We start from the raw sequence: 19996 nt of genomic DNA on the forward strand, positions 1-19996 counted from the left end.
CTCCGCTCACGGGCGCAGGGATGCCGCCGCATCCGTGAGTGCGTCGGCGGACTGGCGCAACAGGGCCAGCTCCTTGTCGGAGAACGATGTGTTCCGGATCGGCACCGCCCCCGTCGCGCTCACGATCGACGGCACCGAGAGTGCGACGCCGTCGATACCGTGGAAATCACGCAGCACGGTACTCACCGGCATCACGGCGTGCTCGTCGCTCAGGATCGCCTCGACGATGCGTGCACTCGACAGCCCGATCGCGTAGTTGGTCGCACCCTTGCCCAGGATCACCTTGTACGCGGCGTCACGCACGTCCACGGCGATCTCCTGCAGCTCATCGAGGGTGAATCGCGGGTGCCCCGGAGTCTCCCACTCCAGGATCGGCACCGTGCCGATCGTCGCACGGGACCAGAGCGGGAACTCGGTGTCGCCGTGCTCGCCGATGATGTGCGCGTGGACGCTCGCGGTCGAGACGCCGGCGCGCTGTCCGAGCTTCCAGCGCAGCCTCGAGGTGTCGAGCACGGTTCCCGAGGCGAAGATGCGCTCGGGTGCGAGCCCGGTCTCCTCCTGCGCGATGACCGTCAGCACGTCGCAGGGGTTCGTGACGATCACGTAGATCGCGTTCGGGGCGACCTCCAGCAGATCAGGCATCATGCCGCGGATGATGCCTGCGTTGACCTCGGCGAGCTCGATACGGGTCTGGCCGGGCTTCTGCTTCGCGCCGGCCGTGATCACGACGACGTGCGAACCCGCGGCGACGGAGATGTCGCTGCCGCCGATGATGTCGCTCGAGCCCGTGAACTGCGTGCCGTGAGCAAGGTCGAGCACCTCGGCCTCGACCTTCTCGGTCGCGATGTCGTAGAGCGCGACATGCCGCGCGGAACCCCTGATCAGTGCCGCATAGGCGACACTCGACCCCACGCTTCCCGCGCCGACGACCGTGAGCTTCGAGTTCTCGATGATCTCCATGCGCTCAGTCTCGCAGTGGAACGTGTCGATACGGGAGGGCTGTCGCCGGAAGAATGCTCCCGAACCGTCAGAGCGCGGCGGCCACAGCGTCGGCGGCCGTCGGGTGCGTGAAGCGGAAGCCGGATCGCTCCAGCACCTGCGGGCGCACATCCGCATCCGGAAGCAGGAGGGAGTCGGCGGCATCGCCGAGTGCGATTCGGAGTGCCCAGGCGGGGGCGGGGAGCCAGAACGGCCGGTGCATCCGCTCGGCGAGAGCGCGCCCGATGTCGTTCGCCGACGCGGGGGTGGGCCCCGTGAGGTTGACCGGCCCGGAGATCTTCGCGTCGAGGATGTGACGGATCGCACGCACCTCGTCATCGAGCGAGATCCAGGGCCAGATCTGCGTGCCGTGCCCGAGCGGGCCCGAGACACCGAACCGGGTCAGCTGGATGAGCGGCTTGAGCACTCCTCGTCGATGGATGACCGGGGCGGTGCGCAGCAGCGTGACCCTGGTGTGATCCTCCGCGCGTCGGGCTTCGGCCTCCCACCGCACCGTCAGATCCGCCAGGAACGTCTGCCCTGCAGCGGAGTCTTCCGTGAGGATCTCCCCGGGAGCGGAGCCGTAGTATCCGACGGCGGATGCCGAGACGAGAGCCGGCGCATCGGCCCGTAGCGCACGGAGGGCGGTCGTCAGGGTGCGGGTGGACTGCAGCCGCGAGTCGACCAGCTGACGACGGTAACCGCGCGTCCAGGGAAGCCGGCCGACGCTGGCACCCCCGAGCGCGATCACGGCGTCGGCGCCTGCCACGACATCAGGGTCGAGCGCGCTCTCCCCCGGCTCCCACTGCGCCTCATCCTCGGATCGCGGCGCACGGCGGACCAGGGTGGTGACCTCGATGCCGTCGGTGCGCAGCGAAGCGGCCAGAGCGGAACCGATCAGGCCAGAGGCCCCGCTGATGACGATGCGTCCCGCCATGGGTGAAAGCTCCCCGCTGTCGATTCTGGAGTCCTGCCGTGCGGTACAGCGTACGCGCCGCGCTGCGCCCGCCCATCTGGTCTTGCCCCAGCGACCGTGACGCGGTATGCACCGGAGCGGATCATTCGGCGCGCCTGTAGTGCGTCACGATCGCGCCGTTGTGCAGCGGCTCCGCCGAGACCAGCTCGAGCTTCCGCGTCTCGGACGACCGGTCTCGGAACAGGGTCGGACCGTGCCCCGCGATCCGGGGGTGGATGAGGAACCGGTATTCGTCGATCAGATCGAACCTGTCGAGTTCGGCGGCGAGGGCACCGCTGCCGAGGAGGACACCCCCCGGCGTCTCGTCCTTGAGTCGCTGCACGCCCTCTCGCAGGTCCCCGGCTATCCGATGGGTGTTCGTCCAGGGGAACTCGTCCCGCGTGGAAGACACCACGTACTTCGGTTTGACCTCGAGCGCGAGCGCCCACTCCCGCAGCGCCGGTGGAGCCTCCACCTCGCCGCGAGCGACCGCGGGCCAGGCGTCCTCCATCATCTCGTAGGTGGTTCGACCCCAGAGCATGGCGCCGGAATCCTCCAGCAACCGCGTGAAGTACGCGTGGGTCTCGTCATCGGCGATCCCCTCCTCATGATCGACGCAGCCGTCCAGGGTGATGTTGAGGCTGAAGGTCAGTAGTCCCATGCGGGGAGCCTAGATCTGCAGCGAGGCGACCGCCAGGGAGTCGACGGGAAGCCGAAGGGCATCTGGTCCCCGCATCCGCCCGATAAGGTCGCGACCATGGGTTTCTCAGTGCTCGGGCTCGCGCTGAGTCTCGCCGTGTTCGTACCCAACCTGCTGCTGCTGTGGTTCCCTCCTCGGCCGGCGATGGAGCGCGTCACCGTGCCGACGATCGTCGAGGTTCTCGAGCGTTCGGGGCAGGCAGTCTGCGTGACGGTGCCGGTGATCACAGTGGGTGCTCGCGTGCTCTGGTGGTGGGCGATACCCGTGGGGATCCTCGTCGTGGCGTACTGGGCCCTCTGGGTGCGGTACCTCGTGTCGGGCAGACGACGGTCGTCGCTGTTCGCCTCGATCGTCGGACTGCCCGTACCCATGGCTCTGCTACCTGTCGGTGTGTTCCTCGCCGGTGCCGCATGGTTCCAGAATCCCTGGATCGCGATTGCGGCGGCGGTGCTCGCTGCCGGGCACATCCCGAGCTCGCTGATCGCTGCGAAGCCTCGGTAGTGCTCGCGGCGGGGTAAGCCGTCTCGGACGGTGCGATGGCGACGTTACGGAGCGCTGCGATGGCTACGGACGTTCGATCCCTTCGAACGTCTCGAGCATCTTCCTGGCGTGGGTGGTGGGGTCCTAGGGCATGTCGCCGAGCCCCTTCGTGGTGGGCTCAGCGGACACCGGCTCCCACAGCTCATCGGACCTGCCGCTTGCGAGGGCGAGGACGGCGTCGCGGACGACGGTGTCGCGTGAGAGGACCTCGTCGCTGGCACCGGGGCGCTTCTGGCCGACGATGCCGTGCATCTCGGTGCCGTGAACGGCGAGCGCACCGTCGAGCGGGCCTATGGCAAGCAGGTGTGCGCGTCCTCCGGCGGCGGTGTGCGCGAGTGCGCCTCGAACTTGGGGCAACGTGAAGGAGAAGTTGGTGAGCAGGGCACTGCGGACCTGGATCGGGCTGCGTCCGTGGGTGTCGAAGGCGGAGATGATCTTCTTCGCGCGGCTGCGGCGGATGCGATTGCGGTGGGAGAACTCCGTGATGAGGTTGTCGATACTGCCGGGGTCGAAGTCTTCTGCCCGGTTGTGTACCCACCAGTCGGTTTCGCCGGTGGTGCTGCTGAAGAGGATGTCGATGTCCTTGTGCCGCCCGGACGCGAGGACACGCATGGGGTGATCGCCGAGCACACCGCCCGGTTGGTCCCTGTCGTCGACGACGGCGATCACATCGTTGTCGATGCCATGCTGTACGCCCGGGTCGGACGCCTGGGTGCCCGCCATCGTCTCGGCCAGCAGATGCGCATCGATGTTCAGGAGCTGCTCGGGGTCGTCCTGGATGTCGAGGGCGGTGAGGACGGCATGGGCGCGTTCCTCGGCCCCCCAAGCGGGCACCTGTCGTGAGGGCATGCCAGAGAAGGCGGCGATGTGGTGGTAGAGCCCGTCGGCGGTGGGGGCCGCCAGTAGTTCCAGGGTGGAGAACGCACCGGCACTGTGCCCGGTGACGGTGACGTTGTTCGGGTCGCCGCCGAACCGGGCGATGTTGTGTCTGACCCATTGCAGAGCGGTGATGATGTCCTGCAGGCCGAGGTTCGATGCTTCGGCGAGCTTGCCGCCGTACTGGGACAGCGACAGCCACCCGAAGGCACCGAGGCGGTAGTTGATCGACACGCCGATGACGCGTCCCGTTGCGGCGAGTCCTGCGGCGTTGGAGACGGTCTGGGTGTTCGCGCCGAGCATCCACCCGCCACCGAAGACGTAGACGACGACGGGGAGCTGCTGGTCGCCGGCGCCTTCGGGTGCCCAGACGTTGAGATTCAGGCAGTCTTCACTGAACCCGTTGTCGGCCTCCAGCCAGGAGGTGTCTCCCGCTTGCAGGGGCGCAGGGCCCTTCTGGTCGTAAGGCAGGTCGGGGTTGAAGGGCAGCAGGGTGGGCTTGCGGAATCGGTCCGCGGTGGCGAACGGGATGCCCAGCCAGGAGCGGACGGCGTGTTCGTTGCTCAGCGCGTTGCCGGTGTCCGTCATGGAGAGTCCTTTCCGGGGTCTCGATCGGCGCCGGCAGCGTCGGAGCCGTCGCCTGTGGTGCCGGAGCGATCGGCACGCAGCCCGGCCCAGTGGCGGAGGCGTTCGGTGATGGCGCGTTCGTATCCGCCCGTGGTGGGTTCGTAGAAGGTCTCCCGGGGCATGCTGTCGGGGAAGTAGTTCGCACCGGAGAACCCGGCCTCGGTCTCAGGATCGTACTGATAGCCCTTCCCGTAACCGAGGTCCTTCATCAGCCGGGTGGGGGCGTTGAGGATGTGCGCCGGGGGCATCAGCGAGCCGGTACGCTTCGCGGCGGCCCAGGCTTTGTTGAAGCTCCGATATACGCCGATCGACTTCGGAGCGGTCGAGAGATACAGCACCGCTTGGGCGATCGCGATCTCGCCTTCCGGCGAGCCGAGTCGTTCGTACACATCCCAGGCGGCGAGGGCCTGCTGGACCGCCTGCGGATCCGCCATCCCGATGTCCTCGTTCGCGAATCTTGTGATGCGCCGGGCGATGAACAGCGGGTCCTCGCCTCCGAGCAGCATCCGCGAAAGCCAGTACAGGGCGGCGTCCGGATCGGAACCACGCATCGACTTATGCAGCGCGGAGATGAGGTTGTAGTGGCCTTCCTGCGACTTGTCGTACAGCGGAGCTCGTTTCTGGACCGCGGCCGCAAGGGTGGCGGTGTCCACCGGGGCGGGCAGGGTCTGGACCTGCTCGATCATGTTGAGCAGATACCGGCCGTCGCCGTCGGCCATCGCGACGAGCGACTCTCGAGCGTCTGAATCGAACGGGAGCGGCTTTCCGAGGAGGTCTTCGGCTCGCCCGATGAGTGTTCCGAGGGCCGCGTCGTCGAGGCGTTTCAGGACGAACACCTGGCAGCGGGACAGGAGGGCGCCGTTGAGTTCGAAGCTCGGGTTCTCCGTCGTCGCACCGACCAGGACGATGGTGCCGTCTTCGACGTACGGCAGAAACGAGTCCTGCTGAGCCCGGTTGAACCGGTGGATCTCATCGACGAACAGCAGGGTGCCCTGCCCGATCTCGCGGCGCCGCTGCGCTGCCTGGAACACCTTCCGCAGGTCCGCCACGCCGGCGAACGTGGCTGACAGGGGTTCGAAGGCGAGGTCTGTCTGTTCGGCGAGGAGCCGGGCGATGGTCGTCTTCCCGCATCCGGGTGGCCCCCACAGCACCATGGACACGAGTCGTCCAGCCTCGACCATCCGCCCGATCGGCGCATCACCGGCCAGGAGGTGATCCTGTCCGACGACCTCGGTGAGCGTGCGCGGACGCAGTCGGTCGGCCAGCGGTCGGGAGGCGTCGTCGACGTTGAAGAGGGGTGGCTGTCCGCTCATCATTCGTGCTTTCGCCCGGCGTGCTCGTTGGCCAGCTCGTACGAACCCTCCACGAGGTCGGTGATGAGCGTGGGCGTGATGCCCGGGCCGGCACCGATGGAGACCCAGTGGCGCTTATCGAGATAGTGCCCCGCCGTGATGGTGTCATGGTCGCGGCGCAGAGCGTCGCCGAGGTGCGGGTCGACTTTGACGGTGATGATCTGCAACTCCGGGTCGTCCTCTGTGACGATGAGGAACACCTTGTCCCGCACTTTCCACACCTCCAAATGCGGAGTGAACGGGCGTCCGCGAGTGACCTCGTCGAGAGACGCGGCCACGTCTCGAGCGGTCTGCTGCATCTGCGCACCGGACAGGGTCATGATTCCCTCCTCCCGACGGTCTCGGGACCGAACGGATGCACAAGATCGGCGCCGGGGAGCTCATCCGTCCGCGCTCGCGCGGGTTGGTGCAGCGCCTCGCTGTTCATGCCTCACCTCTCTATCGCTGGGCTTGTTGTGCGTACCACTGTACGCACTACAATATGTACCAGTGTACGCATCATGCCCAGCGAGGAGAAGCCGTGCGTCGAGGAAAGCCGAACGACCCGGGACGACGCGATCGCATCCTGGCAGCGACCCTGGACGCGATCCGGGCCGACGGCGTTGCAGCAGTGTCCTACCGTGGTGTCGCGGCGCGCGCCGGGGTGCCTCTGGGGTCGATGACCTACTACTTTCCGTCGCTGGAGGGGCTCATCGTCGACGCGTTCGACTCGACGCGCGGTCACCTGGAACCCCGGTGGGCCGAACCGCTGCGAAAGGCCCGCACACACGCCGACGTGGTCGATGTGCTCGTCGACGCGACCCTCGGGGCCACGGCGCCCAGCCTTGACGACATTCGCCTGTACCTGGAGATACGCCACTTCGGCGCGCGCAATTCCCGGGTGGCCGAGGTCCTGCAGGCCGTCGAAGACGACGCCATCTCGATGGCCCGCCACGTGCTCCCGCGCGAGACCGCACTGACGACCAACGCGTTGCTGTGGGGGTGGTGGAGTCACCGCCTCGCACACCCCGACGCGGAACTCGAGGAGCCGACCGTCCGGCGCGCGTTCGAAGCGCTCGTCACCCTCCCCTCCCCCGCCCACACGATTCACGAGAAGGAGCATCACCGTGCCTGAGACCATGCGCGCCATCCGTCTGACCGGCCCTGTCGCCCCCGACGGACTCATCGTCAGCACCGTCCCCGTCCCCGATGTGGGACCTGATCACGTGCGCATCCGCGTGAGGGCCTTCGGTGTCAACGAGTCCGAGGTCACCAGTCGGCGAGGCGAGTCCGGCCCCGACTTCTCCTTTCCCCGGATCTTGGGCATCGAAGCCGTCGGCGTCGTCGATGCCGTCGGTGACGGCGTCGACTTCGCTCCCGGGCAGAAGGTGGCCACCATGATGGGCGGCCTCGGACGAAGTATCGACGGCAGCTACGCGGAGTACACCGTCGTCCATGCGGCCGACGTGATCCCGTTCCACACCGACTTGGGCTGGGACGTCGTCGGCGCCCTCCCCGAGATGCTGCAGACCGCGCACGGCTCACTCACCACGGGGCTCGGTGTGAAAGCGGGCCAGACCATACTGATTCACGGCGGCACGTCCACCGTGGGACTCACCGCGATCGCGATCGCCCACCTCCTCGGCGCCACCGTCATCGCCACGACCCGCAGCACCGCGAACGCGGAGCTCCTCTCCCGAGTGGGCGCCGATCACGCCCTCATCGACGACGAGACCCTCCCTGAGGCCGTTCGCGCCATCGCGCCGAGCGGGATCGACGGCGCGCTGGAGTTCGTCGGAGCCCCAGCCCTCCTGAACATGCTCTCCGTGATCCGACCTGGAGGTGTCGCTTGCTTCGTCGGTGCGCTCAGCGACGAGTGGACGATCCGGGACTTCGACCCGTTCACCATCCCCTCGGGCGTGCGCCTCACCAGTTATGCCGGCGAAGCACGCGACCTGCCCGCGGAGGCACTCGACCAGTATCTACGCGCTATCGAAGGCGGCGTGATGAACATCGTCATCGGCAGCACCGGGGACGGACTAGAGAAAGTCGCTGACGCACACCGCTACCTCGAGGCGCGCCACCAGCCGGGCAAGTACGTCATCGTCCTCCCTTGACCCCGCAACGGGCGGCCACGAGGACGTGGAGGTGGGCCCTGCCGGGATCGAACCGACGACATCCACGGTGTAAACGTGGCGCTCTACCAGCTGAGCTAAAGGCCCTGGTGCGCTCAGTCTATCGGGCGGACGATGCGCACCCGTGTCGTGGAAGAGGGATAGGCTGAACCCGGCGCGCGTTGTGCACAGCTGACAAGGCTGCCCGTGTCGCTTCCCGTTTCCTTGGCATGACCTGCCAGCTTGACGAAAGGTTCCCCCGTGACCGTGCACGACCAGGATCCGTACTCCCAGGGTCCCCAGGACAGCGACCCGGAAGAGACGGGCGAATGGCAGCAGTCGCTCGATGAGCTGGTTGACGCCAAGGGCCACGGACGTGGCCGCGAGATCATGCTCAGCCTCCTCAAGCGCTCCAAGGAGCTGCACCTGGGCGTGCCGATGGTCCCGACCACCGACTACATCAACACCATCGCGCCGGAGAACGAGCCCGAATTCCCGGGCGACGAAGAGGTCGAGCGCCGGTACCGCGCGTGGATCCGCTGGAACGCGGCCATCACGGTGCACCGCGCCCAGCGCCCCGGCATCGGCGTCGGTGGTCACATCTCGACCTACGCGTCCTCCGCGGCGCTGTACGAGGTGGGCTTCAACCACTTCTTCAAGGGCGCGGACCACCCCGGTGGCGCCGACCAGATCTTCATCCAGGGCCACGCCTCCCCCGGCACCTACGCCCGTTCCTTCCTCGAGGGGCGCCTCACCGAGGACCAGCTCGACGGCTTCCGCCAGGAGAAGTCGCACGCGCCGAACGGCATCCCGTCCTACCCGCACCCGCGCCTCATGCCGGAGTACTGGCAGTTCCCGACGGTGTCGATGGGCCTCGGCCCGATCAACGCCATCTACCAGGCGATGTCGAACAAGTACCTCGAGAACCGCGGCATCAAGGACACGTCCCAGTCGCACGTCTGGGCGTTCCTCGGCGACGGCGAGATGGATGAGGTCGAGAGCCGCGGACAGCTGCAGGTCGCAGCCAACGAGGGACTGGACAACCTCACCTTCATCGTCAACTGCAACCTGCAGCGCCTCGACGGCCCCGTGCGCGGCAACGGCAAGATCGTGCAGGAGCTCGAGTCGTTCTTCCGCGGCGCGGGCTGGAACGTCATCAAGGTGGTCTGGGGTCGCGAGTGGGACGACCTACTCGCCCGCGACACCGAGGGCGCGCTGCTCAACCTCATGAACGTCACCCCCGACGGCGACTACCAGACGTACAAGGCCGAGTCCGGCGCGTACATCCGTGAGCACTTCTTCGGCCGCGACGAGCGTGCCGCCGCCCTGGTCGAGGACTACTCCGACGACGACATCTGGAACCTCAAGCGCGGTGGCCACGACTACCGCAAGGTCTACGCCGCGTTCAAGGCCGCGACCGAGCACAAGGGCAAGCCCACCGTCATCCTCGCGAAGACCGTCAAGGGCTACGGCCTCGGACCGCACTTCGAGGGCCGCAACGCGACCCACCAGATGAAGAAGATGACGCTGGACAACCTCAAGACGTTCCGCGACGCCATGCACATCCCGATCACGGATGCGCAGCTGGAGGAGAACCCGTACCTGCCCCCGTACTACAACCCGGGCCCCCAGGACGAGACGATCCAGTACATGCTCGAGCGCCGCAACGCACTCGGCGGGTTCCTCCCGGAGCGCCGCTCGACCCACGTCGGGCTCTCCCTCCCGGACGACACGGCATACGCCCTGCCCAAGAAGGGCTCCGGCACGCAGGAGATCGCCACGACCATGGCGTTCGTCCGCCTGCTGAAGGACCTGCTGCGCTCCAAGGAGTTCGGTCACCGCATCGTGCCGATCATCCCCGACGAGGCGCGCACGTTCGGCATGGACGCCTACTTCCCGTCGGCGAAGATCTACAACCCGAACGGCCAGCACTACACCTCGGTCGACCGTGAGCTCCTCCTCGCCTACAAGGAGAGCCCGCAGGGCCAGATCGTGCACGTCGGCATCAACGAGGCCGGCGCTCTCGCCGCCTTCACCGCGGCGGGCACGTCCTACGCCACGCACGGCGAGCCGCTGATCCCCGTCTACATCTTCTACTCGATGTTCGGCTTCCAGCGCACGGGCGACGCCCAGTGGGCTGCCGGCGACCAGATGGCCCGTGGGTTCATCATGGGTGCCACGGCCGGTCGCACCACCCTCACGGGTGAGGGTCTCCAGCACGCCGACGGTCACTCGCACCTGCTCGCCGCCACCAACCCGGCGACGATCTCGTACGACCCTGCCTACGGCTACGAGATCGCGCACATCGTGCGCTCCGGTCTCGAGCGCATGTACGGCGGACAGCACGAGGACCCGAACGTGATGTACTACATCACGCTCTACAACGAGCCTCTCGTGATGCCGGCCGAGCCGGAGGACGTGGACGTCGACGGCATCGTCCGCGGCATCCACCGCGTCTCCGTCGGTGAGGGCGAGGGACACCGCGCACAGCTGTTCGCGTCCGGTGTCGGACTCCCCTGGGCTCTCGAAGCGCAGGAGCTGCTGAAGAAGGACTGGGGCGTGATCGCCGATGTCTGGTCGGTCACCTCGTGGACCGAGCTGCGCCGCGACGGCCTCGCCGCCGACGAGCACAACTTCCTGCACCCCGAGTCCGAGCCGCGCACCGCGTACCTCACTCAAAAGCTCCAGGGCGCTGAGGGACCGGTCGTCGCGGTCAGCGACTTCATGCACGCCGTGCAGGACCAGATCCGTCCGTGGGTCCCGAACCGCTTCGCCACTCTGGGTGCCGACGGCTTCGGCTTCTCCGACACCCGTGCCGCCGCACGGCGCTTCTTCAAGATCGACGGCCCGTCCATCGTGGTCCGCACCCTGCAGTCGCTCGCCGAGGACGGCAAGGTCGACCGTTCGCTCGCGGCCCAGGCGATCGAGAAGTACCGTCTGCACGATGTGAACGCCGGGACCAGCGGCAACGCGGGCGGCGAAAGCTGAGCCCACGGTGACAGGTTCTTCTCCCTCCGGCATGGACAAGGCCGCGACACTCACCTGGCTGCGCCGGATCTCCGGTGACATCGCTTCGGTGACGATCAAACGCCTGGAGGACACCCTCCCGTGGTACGCCGACATGCCACCAGCCCGCCGCTCCGCGGTCGGGCTGGTGGCCCAGGCGGGTATCACCTCGTTCATCCAGTGGTATGAAGACCCCACCTCCACGCCGTGGATCGCCGCCGACATCTTCGCGGCCGCCCCGCGTGAGCTGCTGCGCAGCGTGAGCCTTCAGCAGACTCTGCAGCTCATCCGCGTGACGGTCGAGGTCACGGAGGAACGCGTCGCCGGACGAGGCGACGATCTGCGGGAGGCCATCCTCCTCTACTCCCGCGATGTGGCCTTCGCCGCCGCCGATGTGTACGCCAGAGCCGCCGAAGCCCGCGGACTCTGGGACGCCCGGCTGGAGGCCCTCGTCGTCGATTCGATCCTCACCGGCGAAGCCGACGAGGAGCTGCCGAGCCGGATCGCCGCACTCGGATGGCATGGTCATGGCGAAGTGGCCGTGCTCGTGGGCACGACGCCCGCGCAGTTCGACGTCGACCTGGTTCGTCGCACCGCGCGCAAGCTCGCGGTCGACGTGCTCATCGGAGTGCAGGGTTCCCGGCTCGTGCTGGTCCTGGGGCGCGCCCGCGTCGAGGGGCAGGAGGGCGAGGAGGAAGAGCTCGGATTCCGGGAGATCGCCTCACGCCTCGAGCCCTCGTTCGGTCCGGGCTATGTCGTGCTCGGGCCGGAGGTCGCCGCGCTCGTCGATGCGAGCCAGAGTGCCCGTGCCGCTCTCGCGGGTTTCGCGGTCGCCCGCGCATGGCGAGGTGCTCCCCGTCCGGTCGAGGCCGACGATCTGCTGCCCGAGCGCGCACTCGCCGGTGACCCGCTCGCCAAGCAGACCCTCATCGAACGCATCTTCCGCCCGTTGCAGGCCCACTCGACAGACCTGGTCACCACGCTGTGGAGCTACCTCGACAACGGGCGCTCCCTCGAGGCGACGGCACGCGAGCTCTTCGTGCATCCCAACACCGTGCGCTATCGCCTGAAGCGCGTCAGCGAGGTGATCGGCTGGGATGCCACCGGCCCCCGCGAGGCCCTCATCCTGCAGACCGCGCTGATCCTCGGCTCGATCGGCGCCGCGGACCAGGTCCGTCGACGCACTCCGCTTCGCCGCCCTCCGCGCTGAGTCAGCTTTCTGTACGCCACACACAAGGGTTTTTCGGAATCTTGTGATGGATCATCCACCACTTCGCCTCGATCGTTGGCAGACTGGGTGGGTGATTGTCGTCGTATGCCCTGGACAGGGCTCGCAGACCCCTGGTTTCCTCGCCCCCTGGCTCGAGCTCGACGGAGTGGCCGACCGCCTCGCCGCGTACTCGGACGCGGCGGGGGTCGACCTGATCGAGCACGGGACGGTGTCTGACGCCGACACGATCCGGGACACACGCGTCGCGCAGCCCCTGATCGTCGCCGCCTCGCTGATCGCCGGTGACGCACTGACGCAGCGAGCCGGACGCCGCGCCGACGGCATCGCCGGACACTCGGTCGGTGAGATCGCCGCGCTCGTCGGCAGCAACGTGATCGATGCCGACACCGGGATGCGCCTCGTGGGCATCCGCGGGCGGGCCATGGCTGATGCCGCGGCGCAGGAGCAGACCGGTATGAGCGCCGTGCTCGGAGGCGACGAAGACGCGCTCCTCGCCCGCCTCGCCGAACTCGACCTCTCCCCCGCCAACTACAACGGCGGCGGTCAGATCGTCGTCGCCGGTGCCCTCCCCGCACTCGCCGCACTCGCGGAGGAGCCGCTCAAGGGCACCCGCGTGGTCCCGCTGCAGGTCGCCGGAGCGTTCCACACGCAGTACATGGCTTCCGCCGTCACAGCCCTCCGTGATGCCGTCGCCGACGTCGCGCCGGCAGATCCCGACATCACCCTGTGGACGAACCGCGACGGCTCTGCTGTCACGGACGGCGCGCAGGCGCTGAACTTCCTCGTCGACCAGGTGTCGTCGCCGGTGCGATGGGACCTCTGCATGCAGTCGTTCGCCGAAGCCGGCGTCACCGGTGTGATCGAACTGGCACCGGCCGGCGCTCTGGTGGGTCTCGCCAAGCGCGGCCTCCGTGGTGTCCCCACCGTCGCCGTGAAGACCCCTGAAGACCTCGAGGCAGCCGTCGCGCTGCTGAACGGAGAAGCCGCATGAGCGTCACCCTCGCCCAGCTCACGGGTCCCGCGTACACGCGCATCTACTCGTACGGCGCCGCCCGCGGCGAGAACGCCGTGCCCAACGAGGACCTGATCGGCCCGATCGACTCCAGCGACGAGTGGATCCGTCAGCGCACCGGCATCGTGACCCGCGCTCGCGCCGACAAGGGCACGGACGCGATCGACCTGGCCACCACGGCGGCTGCCGAGGCGATCGAGAAGTCGGGCGTTCCGGCCGACCAGGTCGACCTGGTGATCGTGGCGACGATCAGCAACCCCAAGCAGACCCCGTCGGTCTCGGCGATCGTCGCCGATCGAGTCGGAGCGAATCCCGCTGCCGCGTACGACATCAACGCCGCCTGCGCCGGATACGCCTACGCGATCGCCCAGGCCGATGCACTGATCAAGGCCGGGGCCGCCCGCTACGCGCTGGTCATCGGCACCGAGAAGCTCTCCGACGTCGTCGACCCGACCGACCGCAGCATCTCGTTCCTCCTCGGAGACGGGGCGGGCGCCGCACTGATCGGTCCGAGCGACACGCCCGGTATCGCCCCCGCCGTCTGGGGATCCGACGGGTCCAAGGCCGACGCCGTGGGGATGAACGGCACCCTCACCGACTTCCGCGACGGCGTGGTTCCGTGGCCGACCCTGCGCCAGGAGGGCCCGACGGTCTTCCGCTGGGCGGTCTGGGAGATGGCGAAGGTCGCGCGCGAGGCGCTGGACAAGGCGGGAGTGGAGCCGGGCGACATCGCCGCCTTCATCCCCCACCAGGCCAACATGCGGATCATCGACGAGTTCGCGAAGCAGCTGAAGCTGCCGGAGACCACGGTCATCGCACGCGACATCGAGACCACGGGCAACACCTCGGCTGCATCCATCCCCCTGGCCAGCCACCGTCTGATGGCCGAGCACCCCGAGCTTTCCGGTGGACTCGCGCTGCAGATCGGATTCGGCGCGGGACTCGTGTTCGCCGCACAGGTCGTCGTCCTTCCCTGAGAATGCGCTGACTTTCCCTAGACTGTTCCACGGTTCCGAAAACAACCCGCAAGAAAGAGGAAGACCACATGGCTTTCACCAACGATGAGGTCCTCGCTGGCCTCGCAGAGCTCATCACCGACGAGACCGGCATCAACGCTTCCGAGGTCGCCCTCGAGAAGTCGTTCACGGACGACCTCGACATCGACTCCATCTCGATGATGACGATCGTCGTCAACGCCGAGGAGAAGTTCGGCGTCACCATCCCCGACGACGAGGTCAAGAACCTCAAGACCGTCGGCGACGCCGTCAACTTCATCGTCGCGGGCCAGGAGTAATCCCGGCAGGATGCCACCCCCGCACCTCGCGGGGAGTGGCATCCTCCGACCTGCCCTCTCACCCGTTCGACTTCGTTTCGACAAGGAACCACACCCCATGACCAAGCGCATCGTCGTCACCGGCATCGGCGCCACCTCCGCCATCGGCGGCACGGCCCCGGAGAACTGGACGAACCTGCTGGCCGGCATGTCCGGCACCCGCACGCTCGAACACGACTGGGTGCAGCAGTACGAGCTGCCCGTCACGTTCGCCGCCGAGGCGATCGTCCGCCCGGAAGAGGTCCTCCCCCGTCATGAGGCCAAGCGCCTCGACCCGTCTTCGCAGTTCGCGTTGATCGCGGCGCGCGAGGCATGGGAGGACGCAGGTTCCCCCGAGGTGGCTCCCGAACGGCTCGGCGTCGACTTCGCCACGGGGATCGGCGGCCTCTGGACGCTTCTCGACGCGTGGGACACCCTGCGCGAGAAGGGGCCACGTCGGGTGATGCCGCTCACGGTCCCGATGCTCATGCCGAACGCCGCTGCGGGCAACCTGTCGCTGCAGTTCCATGCACGTGCCTACGCGCAGACGGTGGTCAGCGCGTGCGCGTCCAGCACCGAGTCGATCATCCACGCTCTCCACCACCTCCAGGATGGCCTGGCGGACGTCGTGATCGCCGGCGGCACCGAGTCGGCGATCCACCCCATCACGATGGCCTCCTTCGCCTCCGCGCAGGCGCTGTCCCGCCGGAACGACGACCCGGCCCACGCCTCCCGCCCCGGCGCGATCGACCGCGACGGGTTCGTCATGGGCGAGGGTGCAGCCGCACTCATCCTCGAGACCGAGGAGCACGCGAAGGCACGCGGAGCCAAGATCTACGGGTATGTGCTCGGCGGCGGAGTCACAGCCGACGCCTACCACATCACCGGCAACGACCCCGAGGGCAACGGTGCGGCACGAGCCGTGACGCAGGCCCTCGAAGAAGCCGGCGTCACGGCCGACCAGGTCACGCACATCAACGCGCACGCGACGTCGACGCCGGTGGGCGACCCGAACGAGTACGTCGCGCTCAAGAAGGTCTTCGGCGAGCGGATCGACGAGATCCCGGTCTCCGCGACCAAGGCTTCGACCGGACATCTGCTCGGCGGCACCGGCGCGCTCGAGGCGATCTTCTCGCTCCTCGCCCTGCGCGATCGCGTCGCACCTCCGACCATCAACATGACGGAGCCGGACCCCGCGGTCCCGTTCCGGCTCTCGGGCGAAGCCACGCCTCTCGGCGACGGCCCGCAGATCGCGATCAGCAACTCGTTCGGCTTCGGTGGACACAACGCGGTCCTCGTGCTCGCCAGCGCCGACTGATACGCCACGACGAAGAGCGGCCCTCGGGATTCCGAGGGCCGCTCTTCGCATATGCATGAGGATCAGACGGATGCATGAGCATCCACCGGTACTCGGTCATACCCGTGTGCACAGGTCATGCAGATGCGCGCTGATCCGTCAGGCGGAGCGGAGGGTCCCGAGCTTTCGCGATCGGGACTCGCGCATCCGCGTGATGCGCGGGAGGAACCAGCCGATCAGCGGACCGACACCGAAGGCGAAGAGCACGGTGCCGACGCCGACGGGGCCTCCCAGGAGGAAGCCGACGAGCAGCACGCTCCCCTCGATCAGCGTGCGCACCAGCCACACCGCCCAGCCTGTTCGACGAACGAGTCCCGTCATCAGGCCGTCACGAGGGCCGGGACCGAAGTCTGCGGCGATGTAGAGGCCGGTCGCGAAAGACAGCAGAAGCAGCCCGAAGACGAACATCGGCGCGCCGATCCATACCGAGGACGGTTGCGGGATCAGCGCCAGCGCGAGATCCGCACTCGGACCGACGAGCAGGGCATTCAACACGGTGCCCAGTCCCACGCGTTGGCGCAACGGGATCCAGAGCAGAAGGACGACGATCGAGACCAGCACGGTCATGACGCCGTACCCGAGCCCGGTCTGCTCCGCGAGACCGAGTGCCAGCACGTCCCACGGTGCCACTCCGATGCCACCGCGCACCATGAACCCGAGCGCGACACCGTAGAGGAACAGACCGACGAGCAGCTGTGCGAACCGCTCGGCGAGGTCACGCCGACTGGTGGCGGTCACGGGAAGGAGCACGGAGCGGAGGAGCATTCCTCCACTCTGGCCCCTGTCCCACCATCCGAAGCGATACCACTCACCGCAAAGTGGCCTGCATAGATCAGTCCACTTTGCGTCATGCTGGACATATGGGATCACGTCTCGTCGAACAGCTCGGGGTGCACAACGTCGCCGGCGCCACGGCATCGGCGCTCGCAGACCAGATCAGGGCGCTGATCCTCGACGGCCGCCTGACCGTCGGCGAGCGTCTTCCGAGTGAGCGTGCCCTTGCGCTCGAGCTGCGCCGTTCCCGCTCCACGATCACCCGGGCGTACGGGGTCTTGGAATCGGACGGCTACGTCTCGCGCCTGCATGGGGGAAGCACGCGGGTCACCCTCCCGAATGGGCATACCGCTCCTGGAGCGGAGGCCGACGACGAATCGATCGACCTCTCCATCGCATCGATGGACTCTACCCCGGGACTGTACGACGCGACCGTGCGGTCGCTGCCCCGTCTCGCGGCGCTGCGCGGCACCAGCGGGTACTCGCTCCGTGGACTCCCCGACCTGCGCGAGGCGGTCGCGCAGCGCTTCCGCGATCGCGGCGCACCGACGTCGGCCGACGAGATCATCATCACCTCCGGAGCGCTCAACGCGATCAATCTGATCCTCGCGGCGATCGGGCGTCGCGGGGAGAAGGCGCTGGTGGAGCAGCCGACCTTCCCTCACGCACTCGAAGCCCTGCACCGCCACGGGTACCGGCTGGTTCCGACGCCTGTGGATGCCGACGGGTGGGATGCCAGGCACCTGAACGAGACGCTGCTCAGCGCCCGACCACATGTCGCCTACCTCATCCCCGACTTCCACAACCCGACCGGAGCGACACTTCCCGACGATGAGCGGTCGCGGATCGCGACCACCGCCCGCAACGTGGGTACCCATCTTGTCGTCGACGAGACGACGACCGAACTCGACATCGACCGGGGATGGTCACCGATTCCGATGGCCGCGGGCGGCCCCAATGTGATCACCGTCGGATCGATGTCGAAGATCGCCTGGGGCGGGATGCGCATCGGCTGGGTCCGTGCGGAGCGCTCCGTCATCGCACGGCTGCTCGCCGTGCGCCCCTCCTTCGAACTCGGCACGGCCCTGCTCGAGCAGTGCATCGCCGTCGAACTCCTCGCCGACATGTCGGCGCTCACAGCGCATGTCCGTCGACGTCTGCACGACGGACGCAGCGCCGTCGAGGAAGGAGTGGCCGCCATCCCCGGGTTCCAGATGCCGCGCACGCCTGGCGGGCTCTCCGCCTGGGTCGACATCGGCACGCCGCTGTCGACCGCGCTCTCTCTCGCCGCACGCGAAAGGCAACTCGTCCTACCTCCCGGCCCACGCTTCACGACGGGCGGAGTGCTCGAACGTCGACTGCGCATCCCCATCACATTGCCGCCCGAGCGAATGTCGGAGGCCATGCGGCGGTTGTCCCTGGCCTGGGACGACGTGCGCGGCGGGAGCCCGTCCGCGTCCGGTGCGTTGCAGCACGCGGCCGTCATCTGACACGGACGACGAGGACCCCGCCTCGTTTCCGGGGCGGGGTCCTCTTCGTGCGGAGCGGGGATACGTCTTCTCAGCGTCCGGGATCACTCACCGGCATCCGATACTCACGCCTCCCCCGTCCCGGTCTGTGCGGTCGGGCTAGCCGACCTTGTGCAGCCAGACGACTCTGGCGTCGTCGCTGGCATGACGGAAGGGTTCCAGTTCCTCATCCCATGCCGACCCCAGGGCGATGTCGAGTTCGCGCTGCAACTCGACGGCGCTCCCGGCGGCGATCTCCATGGCGTAGCGGATGCGGTCCTCGCCGACCACGATGTTGCCGGCTGCGTCGGTCTGGGCATAGTGGATGCCGAGGTCGGGCGTGTGCAGCCACCGGCCGCCGTCGCTGCGCGGCGTGGGGTCTTCGGTCACCTCGAAGCGGAGGTGCTCCCACCCGCGGATCGACGTCGCGAGAGCCGCGCCCGTACCGACGGGACCATCCCAGTAGAACTCCGCCCGTCGGGCACCCTCGAGCACCGGCTGCTCGGTCCAGTCGAAGTTCACCGCACGCCCGATAGCGCGACCCACCGCCCATTCGAGGTGCGGGCAGAGCGCGCGAGGCGCAGAGTGGATGAACACCACTCCGCGTGCGTAAGCCGTCGCCATGATCTCTCCGTTTCATCAGGTGCGTCTTCCCCAACGACCTGAACCACGAAGTGGCGAGAATATGCGGTTGTGCGCCCATTCTCGCCGAGATCCCCGCAAATCACAAGCATGTGATTCCCACGACGAAGGCCCCGGTCCGTAGACCGGGGCCTTCGCGGATCAGCGAGTGCTCATGCCTCGCTCATGGCCTGCTTGACCTGCTGGCCCTTCGCGGCGTAGTAGGCCGCGCGAGCAGCGTCCTTGCGGGCCTGCTCGGCATACCCGAACTCGAGCGTCTCCTGGTCGACCTCGTAGTTGGGCACGTCATCGGTGCCGTGGTACTTCTCGATGTAGGCGTCGAGCTCGGGGCCCGAGGTCCACGACGTGATGAGGCAGTAGCGGGGCTCGGTGCCGTTGTGGGTGGCCGCGTGCCACAGACGCTGCGTGTCGACGATGAGCTGAGCGCCGGCCGGGAGGGCGATACGGTACTCGATGCTCGGGTCGGTGCGGTTCTCACGCAGCACGAAGTAGCTGTCCTTGTCGTCCGTGAGGTTGAAGAAACCACGGACGACCCAGCCGGTGCCATCGGGGTTGAGGCGGTTGTTGTCGTCCTGGTGCAGGTTGTAGAGGCAGTCACCGTACGGCGTCGGCTGCAGCTCGATGACGCGGCACCGCCCCACGTTCGCACCCGGTTCCTGGGCGCGACGCGTCAGGTTCGGGGCCTTCTCGGTCTGGGAGTCGATCCAGACGCCGTCCTTGTCGGTGCGCGGCGGCTTGTGGTTCCAGAAGCCATTGCACTCGATGTCACCGAAGGCACTGGCGAGGGGGGCGAAACGGGTGTCGCCCGACGACTTCCAGTCGTTGTACTCGATGTCGAGCCATTCCTTGGGGTCGAGTTCCTGGTTGTAGCTGTCGAGGACGACGAAGCCCTTTTCCTCGAGCGCAGCGGACTTGATGTAACCCATGATCGAGTCATGTTCCTTTCATCGGGGGCCAGCACGTTTTAACAGGCCCTGATAAGGCAAGCCTAACAGCGAGCCCCGCGAGCCCCTCGGAGGTCGGCCGTGGATAA

Annotated in this window: 19 protein-coding genes and 1 tRNA gene; 10 read left to right on the top strand and 10 right to left on the bottom strand. The window is 67.7% G+C overall.

The annotated features are described in order from the left end of the window. Positions 1-6 precede the first annotated feature (6 nt). From AB4070_RS02620 to AB4070_RS02630, 3 genes are all read right to left on the bottom strand, one after another. Positions 7-960, bottom strand: coding sequence for an L-lactate dehydrogenase (locus AB4070_RS02620; RefSeq protein ID WP_441978779.1), 954 nt, complete (start codon positions 958-960; stop codon positions 7-9). Positions 961-1027: 67 nt separating this feature from the next. Beyond that, entirely contained in the window at positions 1028-1915 is an 888-nt protein-coding gene (locus AB4070_RS02625; RefSeq protein WP_441978780.1) for a TIGR01777 family oxidoreductase, read from the bottom strand. Positions 1916-2036: 121 nt separating this feature from the next. Further along, positions 2037-2594 (bottom strand): dihydrofolate reductase family protein, encoded by a 558-nt coding sequence (locus tag AB4070_RS02630; protein WP_441978781.1) that lies wholly within the window; start codon positions 2592-2594, stop codon positions 2037-2039. Between the two features lie 96 nt (positions 2595-2690). Here AB4070_RS02630 and AB4070_RS02635 point away from each other — a divergent pair, with 96 nt between their 5' ends. After that, positions 2691-3134 (top strand): hypothetical protein, encoded by a 444-nt coding sequence (locus AB4070_RS02635; RefSeq protein WP_441978782.1) that lies wholly within the window; start codon positions 2691-2693, stop codon positions 3132-3134. A 123-nt stretch (positions 3135-3257) separates the two neighbouring features. On the opposite strand, the gene AB4070_RS02640 is transcribed toward AB4070_RS02635, so the two are convergent. From AB4070_RS02640 to AB4070_RS02650, 3 genes are read right to left on the bottom strand one after another with little or no spacing between them, the layout of a single operon-like run. Further along, positions 3258-4637 carry a carboxylesterase family protein gene (locus AB4070_RS02640; protein ID WP_441978783.1) on the bottom strand — a complete coding sequence of 460 codons (1380 nt, stop codon included), beginning with the start codon at positions 4635-4637 and terminating at the stop codon, positions 3258-3260. Next, entirely contained in the window at positions 4634-5989 is a 1356-nt protein-coding gene (locus AB4070_RS02645; protein ID WP_441978784.1) for a replication-associated recombination protein A, read from the bottom strand. Before AB4070_RS02645 ends, AB4070_RS02640 begins: the two co-directional genes overlap by 4 nt. After that, positions 5989-6348, bottom strand: a complete 360-nt coding sequence (locus tag AB4070_RS02650; protein ID WP_441978785.1) for an MmcQ/YjbR family DNA-binding protein — start codon at positions 6346-6348, stop codon at positions 5989-5991. The genes AB4070_RS02645 and AB4070_RS02650 overlap by 1 nt, the downstream gene beginning before the upstream one ends. 200 nt (positions 6349-6548) lie before the next feature. Here AB4070_RS02650 and AB4070_RS02655 point away from each other — a divergent pair, with 200 nt between their 5' ends. Beyond that, complete coding sequence (locus tag AB4070_RS02655; RefSeq protein ID WP_441978786.1) at positions 6549-7142, top strand: TetR/AcrR family transcriptional regulator; 594 nt, start codon at positions 6549-6551, stop codon at positions 7140-7142. Beyond that, positions 7135-8124: a zinc-binding dehydrogenase gene (locus AB4070_RS02660; protein ID WP_441978787.1), complete on the top strand. Its 990-nt coding sequence runs from the start codon at positions 7135-7137 to the stop codon at positions 8122-8124. Before AB4070_RS02655 ends, AB4070_RS02660 begins: the two co-directional genes overlap by 8 nt. 32 nt (positions 8125-8156) lie before the next feature. On the opposite strand, the gene AB4070_RS02665 is transcribed toward AB4070_RS02660, so the two are convergent. Beyond that, a tRNA-Val gene (locus AB4070_RS02665) sits at positions 8157-8229 on the bottom strand. A 153-nt stretch (positions 8230-8382) separates the two neighbouring features. Between AB4070_RS02665 and aceE the strand changes: the two genes are divergently transcribed. The 6 genes from aceE (at position 8383) to AB4070_RS02695 (ending at position 16000) form a co-directional block, all read left to right on the top strand. Continuing rightward, positions 8383-11109, top strand: a complete 2727-nt coding sequence (gene aceE, locus AB4070_RS02670; RefSeq protein WP_441978788.1) for a pyruvate dehydrogenase (acetyl-transferring), homodimeric type — start codon at positions 8383-8385, stop codon at positions 11107-11109. Positions 11110-11140: 31 nt separating this feature from the next. Continuing rightward, on the top strand, positions 11141-12337 hold the full coding sequence (locus AB4070_RS02675) for a PucR family transcriptional regulator (protein ID WP_441979026.1): 1197 nt from the start codon (positions 11141-11143) through the stop codon (positions 12335-12337). A 91-nt stretch (positions 12338-12428) separates the two neighbouring features. Beyond that, entirely contained in the window at positions 12429-13349 is a 921-nt protein-coding gene (locus AB4070_RS02680; protein WP_441978789.1) for an ACP S-malonyltransferase, read from the top strand. Beyond that, entirely contained in the window at positions 13346-14347 is a 1002-nt protein-coding gene (locus AB4070_RS02685; protein WP_441978790.1) for a beta-ketoacyl-ACP synthase III, read from the top strand. Before AB4070_RS02680 ends, AB4070_RS02685 begins: the two co-directional genes overlap by 4 nt. A gap of 68 nt (positions 14348-14415) precedes the next feature. Next, the gene (locus AB4070_RS02690) at positions 14416-14664 is read left to right on the top strand and encodes an acyl carrier protein (protein ID WP_017202249.1); all 249 of its coding nucleotides are present in this window, start codon (positions 14416-14418) and stop codon (positions 14662-14664) included. Between the two features lie 97 nt (positions 14665-14761). Further along, positions 14762-16000 (top strand): beta-ketoacyl-[acyl-carrier-protein] synthase family protein, encoded by a 1239-nt coding sequence (locus AB4070_RS02695; protein WP_282845884.1) that lies wholly within the window; start codon positions 14762-14764, stop codon positions 15998-16000. A gap of 138 nt (positions 16001-16138) precedes the next feature. Here AB4070_RS02695 and yczE read toward each other — a convergent pair whose 3' ends face one another. Next, the gene (gene yczE, locus AB4070_RS02700; protein ID WP_441978791.1) at positions 16139-16804 is read right to left on the bottom strand and encodes a membrane protein YczE; all 666 of its coding nucleotides are present in this window, start codon (positions 16802-16804) and stop codon (positions 16139-16141) included. 95 nt (positions 16805-16899) lie between these two features. Here yczE and yczR point away from each other — a divergent pair, with 95 nt between their 5' ends. After that, the gene (gene yczR / locus AB4070_RS02705; RefSeq protein WP_441978792.1) at positions 16900-18303 is read left to right on the top strand and encodes a MocR-like transcription factor YczR; all 1404 of its coding nucleotides are present in this window, start codon (positions 16900-16902) and stop codon (positions 18301-18303) included. A 138-nt stretch (positions 18304-18441) separates the two neighbouring features. Here yczR and AB4070_RS02710 read toward each other — a convergent pair whose 3' ends face one another. Both AB4070_RS02710 and AB4070_RS02715 read right to left on the bottom strand, forming a co-directional pair. Further along, entirely contained in the window at positions 18442-18945 is a 504-nt protein-coding gene (locus AB4070_RS02710) for a DUF3145 domain-containing protein (protein WP_046749126.1), read from the bottom strand. 170 nt (positions 18946-19115) lie between these two features. After that, on the bottom strand, positions 19116-19889 hold the full coding sequence (locus AB4070_RS02715; RefSeq protein ID WP_021200730.1) for a hypothetical protein: 774 nt from the start codon (positions 19887-19889) through the stop codon (positions 19116-19118). Between the last annotated feature and the right edge of the window lie 107 nt (positions 19890-19996).

Origin of the sequence: Microbacterium sp. 2RAF4 (assembly GCF_052115285.1) — a bacterium.
Lineage (GTDB): Bacteria > Actinomycetota > Actinomycetes > Actinomycetales > Microbacteriaceae > Microbacterium > Microbacterium oxydans.

What these genes read in the sequence shown, in the direction of transcription:
- AB4070_RS02620 (WP_441978779.1), bottom strand. Translation starts at nt 960, where the DNA reads ATGGAGATCATCGAGAACTCGAAGCTCACGGTCGTCGGCGCGGGAAGC.
- AB4070_RS02625 (WP_441978780.1), bottom strand. Translation starts at nt 1,915, where the DNA reads ATGGCGGGACGCATCGTCATCAGCGGGGCCTCTGGCCTGATCGGTTCC.
- AB4070_RS02630 (WP_441978781.1), bottom strand. Translation starts at nt 2,594, where the DNA reads ATGGGACTACTGACCTTCAGCCTCAACATCACCCTGGACGGCTGCGTC.
- AB4070_RS02635 (WP_441978782.1), top strand. Translation starts at nt 2,691, where the DNA reads ATGGGTTTCTCAGTGCTCGGGCTCGCGCTGAGTCTCGCCGTGTTCGTA.
- AB4070_RS02640 (WP_441978783.1), bottom strand. Translation starts at nt 4,637, where the DNA reads ATGACGGACACCGGCAACGCGCTGAGCAACGAACACGCCGTCCGCTCC.
- AB4070_RS02645 (WP_441978784.1), bottom strand. Translation starts at nt 5,989, where the DNA reads ATGAGCGGACAGCCACCCCTCTTCAACGTCGACGACGCCTCCCGACCG.
- AB4070_RS02650 (WP_441978785.1), bottom strand. Translation starts at nt 6,348, where the DNA reads ATGACCCTGTCCGGTGCGCAGATGCAGCAGACCGCTCGAGACGTGGCC.
- AB4070_RS02675 (WP_441979026.1), top strand. Translation starts at nt 11,141, where the DNA reads ATGGACAAGGCCGCGACACTCACCTGGCTGCGCCGGATCTCCGGTGAC.
- AB4070_RS02685 (WP_441978790.1), top strand. Translation starts at nt 13,346, where the DNA reads ATGAGCGTCACCCTCGCCCAGCTCACGGGTCCCGCGTACACGCGCATC.
- AB4070_RS02690 (WP_017202249.1), top strand. Translation starts at nt 14,416, where the DNA reads ATGGCTTTCACCAACGATGAGGTCCTCGCTGGCCTCGCAGAGCTCATC.
- AB4070_RS02695 (WP_282845884.1), top strand. Translation starts at nt 14,762, where the DNA reads ATGACCAAGCGCATCGTCGTCACCGGCATCGGCGCCACCTCCGCCATC.
- yczE (WP_441978791.1), bottom strand. Translation starts at nt 16,804, where the DNA reads ATGCTCCTCCGCTCCGTGCTCCTTCCCGTGACCGCCACCAGTCGGCGT.
- yczR (WP_441978792.1), top strand. Translation starts at nt 16,900, where the DNA reads ATGGGATCACGTCTCGTCGAACAGCTCGGGGTGCACAACGTCGCCGGC.
- AB4070_RS02710 (WP_046749126.1), bottom strand. Translation starts at nt 18,945, where the DNA reads ATGGCGACGGCTTACGCACGCGGAGTGGTGTTCATCCACTCTGCGCCT.
- AB4070_RS02715 (WP_021200730.1), bottom strand. Translation starts at nt 19,889, where the DNA reads ATGGGTTACATCAAGTCCGCTGCGCTCGAGGAAAAGGGCTTCGTCGTC.